The organism is Amycolatopsis sp. NPDC034160 (assembly GCF_055575355.1).
Genome location: NZ_JBVISU010000046.1, coordinates 1 through 7962, shown reverse-complemented (window position 1 = coordinate 7962; position 7962 = coordinate 1). Strand labels below are relative to the sequence as shown.

The window sequence follows — 7962 nt, the reverse complement described above, 5'->3', positions numbered from 1 at the left end:
TGTCCTGAAAGTGGCTTTCGCGACACGGGCAGCGGGCGTCGCCTTCGCGGGAACGCGCACCGCATAGGTGGCATGCCCTGGGGTCAGGCTTGGTGTTGTGGAAGCGGTTTTCGCGACACCTCCTTGAGGGCTTGGGGAGGCTGGTCATCCCTGGCGGTGTGAGCGGGGATCGGGAGGCGGGCATGTCCCCCATGTGGCATTGGGGACATCCGGCCGCGGCGCGAGCCGACGTCGCTCGCAACACGACACGTTTGCCTTACCGGTCGGTGACGATCACGCACCGGCGAGTGACTCGAGCGTCGACGCGGAACGAACTCGGCGTAGGAACGTAAAAACCGCGTCGCCGATGATGGCCGTCGCACCCAGTCCGGCCAGAAGATCCGGGGCATGGACGGCGACTCATCGCGGACGTGATCGGTTCGGCGAAACGCCGGTCACCGCGTGGTGAGGTCGTCCAGTTCGTCCGCGATCAGCAGGTCGGGGTCGAACTTCATCCCGGTGAAGTGCCCGGCGAGTTCGAGGGAGAGCACGCCGTGCAGGCGGGTCCAAAAGGCGAGCGCGCGATGCAGGGTCGCGGACGAGGCCGGATGGTCGCCCGCCCACTCGCGGTGGCTGTCCAAATGCGCGTCGAACGGGGTTTTCGTTTTCGGGTTGGCCACGGTGATCGCTTCGCACGCTTCGAGCAGGACGGTCATGACCTCGTTCGAGATGGCGGTGGTGTCTTCCGGCGCGTGATAGCCGGGGACGGGCGTGCCGTAGACGAGGAAGTAGCGCTGCGGGTCGCTCCGGGCCCAGTCGCGGATGGTGACGGCGAGTCCGGCCAGATCGGCGCCGGAGTCGAACGCCGCGCGGACGGTGTCGGCGAGGCTTCGGTAGGCGTCGCGGATGAGCGCGGTGATGAGTTCGTCGCGGCTGGCGAAGTACCGGTACAGGGCCGGGCCGCTCATGCCGACCTGTTTGGCGATCGCGTTGAGCGACAACGCGGAGACCCCGGCGGTGGCGATCTGCTCCCAGGCGTGCTGCTTGATCTCCGCGCGCACCTGGTCGCGGTAGCGCTCCCGCGGGCTCTGCCCGTCCCCGTCCCTCATCGGTCCTCCCGCTCCATCGGCCCGAAGCTTACCCACGAGGACATGATCACCCGGGCAGGAGCGCGAGTTCGGCCAGTGCCTGGTCCCGCCGGGCGCGGAGACCGGCCTCGGGGGAGAGCTCGACGGCCAAGGTGAGGCATTCCCTTGCCTCCTCGAAGGCGCCCGCTTCCCGCCAGGCGCGTCCCTCGCGGAGTGCGCAGATCGCCTCCATCGAGCCGAATCCGCCTTCCCACGAGAGCCACCGGCTGGTGCGGTAGTAGCCGGCCGCTTCCCGCCATTCGGCGAGCCCGCCGAGTACGTCCCCGATCGCGCGCAGGGTCAGTGCCTTCAGTATCCGGTGGAGGCCGGGGTACGTGTCGCCCGCGAGCCGTTCGGCGTCGGCGAGTACGGCACGGTGGACGGCGAGCGCTTCGGCGTGCCGCCCGGCGGCGAGCAGCGACTGGCCGTAGACGTTCCGAGCCGAGCTTTGCCCATCCCAGAACGGCAGTTCGCCCGCCGATTCGTACCCGCGTTTCGCGTATTCGAACGCTTCGGCGTCTTCCCCGGCATACCGCAGCACCTGACCCAGGTAGATCGTCGCCCAGGTCCGCTCGGTGCGGTCACCGATCCGGGTGGCGATGTCGAGGGCGCGCCGGTGCGCTTCGACGGCGCCTTGGGCGTCGTCGAGGCAGACATTGCAGGCCCAGCCGACGAAGTTGAGCAGTTTCGCCTCGTCCGCGGCGTTGCCGAGCGCGTTCGCCGCCGCCGCGCCGAGGGAGAAGATCTCCCACCACGGCCGCTGCCCGCTTCGCCCGTCGGAGTACCAGTGCAGTGCGACGGCGAGCTCGCTGACCTCCCGGTGCCACCCTCGCCGCGCCGCGACCCGTTGCGCGGCGACCCAGTTGTCGCCCTCGACGTCGAGCCAGCGGGCGACCTCGTCCCGCGAGCCGAACCGGCCGGTGTCCGGCGCCTTGGGATAGAACAACCTGGCCGCCTCGGCCGCTTTGCCGAGTAGGTGAGCGAGCACGATGTCGCGTGCGGACGGATCCTCCTCCGCCTCGAACCGTTCCTCGGCGAACAGGCGGATCAGGTCGTGGAACTGGTGACGTTCCGGTTCGGCCGTGGTCTGCAGGAGACTGGCGTCGACGAGTTCGTCGAGGTGCTCACGGACGTCGGCGGGGGCCGCGCCGGACACGACGCCCGCGAGTTCGAGCCCGAAGTCGGCGCCCGGCACGGTCGCCAGCCGCCGGAACAACCGCCTCGCCCCGGCCGAAACCGCGCGATAGGACAGGTCGAACGCCGAGCGCAGTTGCAGATCGCCCGCCGCGAGCGCGCGCAGCCGGGTGCCTTCGTCGCGCAGCCGGTCGGCCAGCTGGGCCAGCGACCACTGCGGGCGGGTGGCGAGCCGGTTGCCCGCGATCCGGACCGCGAGCGGCAGATAGCCGCACAGCTCGACGAGTTCCCGCGCCGCGGCGGGCTCCGCGCGCACCCGGTCCGCACCGACGATCATGGCGAGCAGGCCGGTCGCGCCGTCGTCCGAAAGCGGTTCCAGCCCCAGCCAGCGGGCGCCCTCGAGTCCGGCGAGCGTGCGGCGGCAGGTGATCAGGGTGAGGCTGCCGGGCCCGGTGACCAGCAACGGCCGGACCTGCGCCTCGTCGGCGGCGTTGTCGAGCAGCAGCAGGACCTTCCGCCCGTCGAGCAGCATCCGCAGCAAGGCCGACCGTTCGCTTTCGGAGGCGGGCACCTGTCCCGGCGCGACGTCCAGCGCGCGCAGCAGCCGGTCGAGCGCGGCACGGGCGCTCAGCGGTTGTTCGTCCATCCCGCGCAGATTCACCGCGAAACAACCGTCGGGGAAGTCCCCGCGCACCCTGGCCGCCGCCGTCGCCGCGAGCGCGGTCTTCCCGACCCCGGCCTGTCCGACGATCGCGACCACGCCGCCACCCTCGGCGACTTTCGCGGACAGTTGCGCCAATTCGCTTTCCCGGCCGCACAGATCCGCGAGGGGAGCGGGCAGCGCGCAGGTCGCCGCGGCCTGGGCGGCCAGCGCCGGGTTCCGGCGGCGCCCCTGTTTGGCGACGGTCAGGAAGAACTCCCGGTCACTCTCGGTCAGGCCGAGCGCGTCCGCGAGCACCTCGGCGGAGCGCTGCTGGGCGGCTCGCGCGCGGCCGTGTTCCAATTCGCGCAGGGCACGGACGCTGAGCCCGGAGGCCTCGGCCAGCCGTTCCTGCGTCCACCCCGCGGCCCGCCGGTGTTCGAGCAGGAGCTTTCCGAACACCGACCGCTTGTCGTCCGTCTCCACCGGTTTCACCGCGCTCCATTCAACCGGCAGGCTTCCGGTGACGAAAAGCTGCCCCCTCCTTGTGCTTGTCCCACCTTCTCCGGAGCCGGTTACCTGGAACCATGTCGACGATCATGACGACGACGGCACGGGCGGACGTCCGGGCCGAGGAACGCCGGGAGATCCGGGTCGCGGTGCACGCCGCGGACCCGCTCGTCCGGGCGGGCCTGCGCAGCGCCCTCGGCTCCGGCCCGGGCATCACCTTGCGGGACGATCCGGAGACGGCCGACGTCCTCGTCGCGGTCGCGGGAACCGAGCCGCACCGGATCCCGGCCGGGCCCGCCCGGCTGGTGCTCGTCGCGGATCAGCCGAAACAGGCCGACCTGTGGGCCGCGATGGAACGCGGCCTCGCCGTCGTCGTCCCGCGAGCCGAGGCGACGCCCGCGCGGCTGCAACGCGCGGTCGCCGACGCCCACGCCGGCCGGGGCGATCTCCCCGCCGATCAGCTCGGCCGCCTGCTGCGGGGAATTACGCGGCTGCACAAGGAAGTTCTCGAACCGCGCGACATCACCCTCAGCGGACTCTCGCCGCGCGAGACCGAGGTGCTCCGGCTGCTCGCCGAGGGATACGACACCGGCGAGATCGCCAGGAGGGTGGCGTACTCCGATCGGACCGTGAAGAACATCCTGCACGGCCTGCTCAGCCGATTCGGCTTGCGCAACCGCACCCATGTCGTGGCTTACGCGCTTCGCGAAGGCCTCATCTGACGCCGCGTTCCGCGGCTTGTACCCGGGTAGCGGCCTGTCTCGGTGAACCCCCACACCTGACGGCAGGCCGCTCCCGTCCACCTGCGGAAACGCCACTTTGGCACAGGATGGCACCACTTTGGCCTTGCGTTGGCGCCACAGTGGTGCCATGATGGCATCATGGATTTGACGCCCTTCGTGGACACCGTTCGCCGGGAACTCGCCGTCGCCGCCGAAGCGGGCGGACCCGAGGCGAGCGCCCTCGCCGAACGCCTGACCGCGCCGCTCGCGTCGGCCATCCGCCTGGCGCTGCTGGACGCGCTGTCCGCCGCGTCGGACGAAATCACGCGAGATCTCGCGCCCGGTTCGGTCGAAGTCCGGCTGCGCGCCGGAGAAGCCAGCTTCGCCGTCACGCCGCCCACGGTCGAGCCCGCCGGTCCCGTCGCCGCATCGGCGCCGGAACCCCCGATGGCTTCATCGCCGGACGAAGAAGGGGCCACGGCCCGGATCAACTTCCGGCTGCCGGAACACCTGAAGGCGCGAGTCGAGGAGGCCGCGGCCGCGCAGGGCCGTTCGGTCAACGCGTGGCTCGTCCGTGCCGCGTCCGCCGCGCTGCGGCCCGCGGAACGACCCGCCACGCCCGGCCCGGCGAGCGGCGGTCGTCGCGCCGCGCAGCGCTACACCGGCTGGGTGAGCTAGCACTCGCTCGACCAGCACAAACACCGATCACACCACCTTTGAGGGGACAACCATGCCTACTTTCGCCACCCCGGAACCCATTCTGGCCGACCTCGAACCGGTCGTCGGCAACGTCCGCGTCATCGCCGGCGACCGCACGGACACGGTCGTCGAAGTCGCTCCGCTCGACGAGAACAACGAGTCCGACGTGGACGCCGCGAAGCGGACCGTCGTCGAGTACTCCGGCGGCACGCTCACGGTCCGAGCACCGAAAATGCGCCTGCTCGACTTCTCCAACCGGACGAGGTCGATCGACGTCACCATCGCACTGCCCGCCGGTTCCCGGGTGCAGGGGAGCACCGGTCTCGGCGACCTCACCGCGACCGGACGGCTCGGCGCCTGCCGCTACAAGACCGGCACCGGGCACCTCCGGTTCGATCACACCGGCGAACTGAAACTGCACTCCGCGTCCGGAAGCATCGTCGTCGACCACGTGGCGGGCAACGCCGACGTCAGTACGAGTTCCGGCCGCGTGCACATCGGGGAGATCGACGGCACCGGCGTGGTCAAGAACTCCAACGGCACCACGACGATCGAAGCGGCCGGTGACTCGATCCGCGTCCGCTCGGCCAACGGCGACATCACCGTCACCAAGGCCGAGTCCGGCGTCGAAGCCAAGACGGCCAATGGTTCCGTCCGCGTGCTCGACGCCGCCAGGGGAACACTCACCCTCGAGACTTCGATGGGCGATGTCGAGATCGGCATCCGCGAGGGCAGCGCCGCCTGGCTCGACGTGAAGACCAGCTTCGGCCGCGTCATCAACGAGATGGACGCCGCCACCAGTCCCGAGGCCGCGGCCGACAAGGTCGAAGTCCACGCGGGTACCTCCGTCGGCGACATCGTCGTCCGCCGTTCCTGACCCACGGGTCCATACACATCAGGGGGAATCCGCATGAGCCACCCGGCCATTTCCGCGACCGGACTGCGCAAGTCCTACGGCGACAAGGTCGTGCTGGACGGCATCGACCTGCATGTCCCGCCCGGCACCGTCTTCTCGTTGCTCGGCCCCAACGGCGCCGGCAAGACCACCACCGTCAACATCCTGTCCACCCTGGTCAGCCCGGACGCCGGTACGGCGACCGTCGCCGGGGCCGATCTCGCCACCGATCCGGACGGCGTCCGCGCCGCCATCGGCCTCACCGGCCAGTTCTCCGCGGTCGACAATCTCCTCACCGGTGAGGAGAACCTGTTCCTCATGGCGGATCTGCACCATCTGCCGCGCCGTGCGGGGCGCCAACGCGCCGCCGAACTCCTGGAACGGTTCGAACTGACCGATGCGGCGAAGAAAACGCCGTCCACGTTCTCGGGCGGCATGCGCCGTAAACTCGATCTGGCGATGACGCTGATCGGCGACCCCGAGGTCATCTTCCTCGACGAACCGACCACCGGTCTCGACCCGCGCAGCCGCCGCACGATGTGGCAGATCATCCGGGACCTCGTCGACGGCGGCGTGACGATCTTCCTCACCACGCAGTATCTGGAGGAGGCCGACCAGCTCGCCGACCGGGTCGCCGTCCTCGACGGCGGCCGGGTCGTCGCACTGGGCACTCCCGACGAACTGAAGCGGCGCGTCCCCGGTGGACACATGCAGCTGAAATTCCCCGACGCCGTCGCGTTGCGCGACGCGAGCCGTGCGCTTCAGGTGTCCACTTCGGACGAAGGGGCCCTGGCGCTCCGCGTGCCGACCGACGGCACCGTCACCGCCGTACGCGCCGTGCTGGACCGGCTCGATGCCGAAGCCGTCGCTGTCGACAGCCTCACCGTGCACACCCCGGATCTCGACGACGTGTTCCTCAGCCTCACCGGTCACCGGACCGAAGCGACCAAGGAGCTGGCCCGATGACCACCCTGTCCCTGTCGATGCGTGACTCGGCGACCATGCTGCGCCGCAACATCCGGCATATGCAACGCTATCCGTCACTCACCATCATGCTCGTCGGTCAGCCGATCGTGTTCCTGCTGCTGTTCGTCTACGTTTTCGGTGGCACACTCGGAAACGGGCTCGGCGGCGGGGGCGGCCGTGCCGAATACGTCGGCTATGTGACACCGGCGATCCTGCTCATCACCGTGTGCAGTGCCGCGCTCGGTACCGCCATCTCCGTCGCGACAGACATGACCGAGGGCATCATCGCCCGGTTCCGCACCATGGCGATCAGCAAGGCCTCGGTACTGACCGGGCACGTCGTCGGCGCGCTCATCCAGACGGCGTTCGCCCTCGCCGTCGTGTTCGGGGTGACGCTGCTCATCGGTTTTTCGCCGACGGCCGGTGTCGGTGAATGGTTCGCGACCGCCGGGCTGCTGTTGCTGCTGACTATCGCGCTCACCTGGTTGTCGGTGGCGCTGGGACTGGCGGCCAAGAGCGTGGAGACGGCCAGCAACACACCCATGATCTTCATGTTGCTTCCCTTCCTCGGCAGCGGGTTCGTCCCCACCGACTCGATGCCGGCGTGGTTGCGCTGGTTCGCCGATTACCAGCCGTTCACCCCGGTCATCGAGACGATCCGAGGATTGCTGCTCGGTACTCCGATCGGCAGCAGCGGCTGGCTCGCCGTCGGCTGGTGCGCCGTGCTCGCGCTGGTGGGGTATGTGTGGTCGAAGTCGCTGTTCGCGAAGGAACGCGACCGCTGAGCCGGGGGTGGCCCCGGGCCGGAACGTCAACTGTTCCGGTCCGGGGCGTGGGTCGTCAGGTCCGGGTGAACATGTTTTGATCGCCGGCAAGACTTTGGTGCCCGGTTCGGGTGCTTTGCGCGGTTTTGCGAGGGGGGCGTCGGCTCGCGCTGCGGCCGGAAGCCGCCAATGTGGCATTGGGGGTGCTGACCGTCTCCAATGCCGCATTGGGGACATGCCCGCTTCCCGATTCCCCGCTCACACCGCCAGGGGTGACCAACCTCCCCAGCTCTCAAGGAGGTGTTGCGAAAGCCGCTTTCGCAACACCAAGCCTGACCCCAGGGCACGCCAACTTTGCCTTGTGGGTTAGTGGGCAAAGGTGTCGTGGTCGGCACCTATGTGGTGCGTGTTCTCGCGAAGGCGGCGCCCGCTGCTCGTGTCGCGAAAGCCACTTTCAGGACATGTGATGTCCCGAAAGTGGCTTTCGCGACACCTTCGGCACGCCACCGCCCAGTGCCGAAGCCTG

General features: G+C 69.6%; 7 protein-coding genes. 5 read left to right on the top strand and 2 right to left on the bottom strand.

What is annotated here, in order from left to right; genetic code table 11:
- Positions 1-434 precede the first annotated feature (434 nt).
- The gene (locus tag ACZ54P_RS40680) at positions 435-1088 is read right to left on the bottom strand and encodes a TetR/AcrR family transcriptional regulator (protein ID WP_465466965.1); all 654 of its coding nucleotides are present in this window, start codon (positions 1086-1088) and stop codon (positions 435-437) included.
- A 46-nt stretch (positions 1089-1134) separates the two neighbouring features.
- Positions 1135-3375: an ATP-binding protein gene (locus ACZ54P_RS40675; RefSeq protein WP_465466964.1), complete on the bottom strand. Its 2241-nt coding sequence runs from the start codon at positions 3373-3375 to the stop codon at positions 1135-1137.
- A gap of 92 nt (positions 3376-3467) precedes the next feature.
- On the opposite strand from ACZ54P_RS40675, the gene ACZ54P_RS40670 reads away from it, so the two are divergent.
- The 5 genes from ACZ54P_RS40670 (at position 3468) to ACZ54P_RS40650 (ending at position 7457) form a co-directional block, all read left to right on the top strand.
- Entirely contained in the window at positions 3468-4112 is a 645-nt protein-coding gene (locus ACZ54P_RS40670; protein ID WP_465466963.1) for a helix-turn-helix transcriptional regulator, read from the top strand.
- Between the two features lie 159 nt (positions 4113-4271).
- Complete coding sequence (locus ACZ54P_RS40665; protein ID WP_465466962.1) at positions 4272-4790, top strand: toxin-antitoxin system HicB family antitoxin; 519 nt, start codon at positions 4272-4274, stop codon at positions 4788-4790.
- A gap of 52 nt (positions 4791-4842) precedes the next feature.
- Positions 4843-5688 (top strand): DUF4097 family beta strand repeat-containing protein, encoded by an 846-nt coding sequence (locus ACZ54P_RS40660; protein WP_465466961.1) that lies wholly within the window; start codon positions 4843-4845, stop codon positions 5686-5688.
- 33 nt (positions 5689-5721) lie between these two features.
- Positions 5722-6672, top strand: coding sequence for an ATP-binding cassette domain-containing protein (locus ACZ54P_RS40655; protein ID WP_465466960.1), 951 nt, complete (start codon positions 5722-5724; stop codon positions 6670-6672).
- Positions 6669-7457 carry an ABC transporter permease gene (locus tag ACZ54P_RS40650; protein WP_465466959.1) on the top strand — a complete coding sequence of 263 codons (789 nt, stop codon included), beginning with the start codon at positions 6669-6671 and terminating at the stop codon, positions 7455-7457. The genes ACZ54P_RS40655 and ACZ54P_RS40650 overlap by 4 nt, the downstream gene beginning before the upstream one ends.
- Positions 7458-7962: the final 505 nt, after the last annotated feature.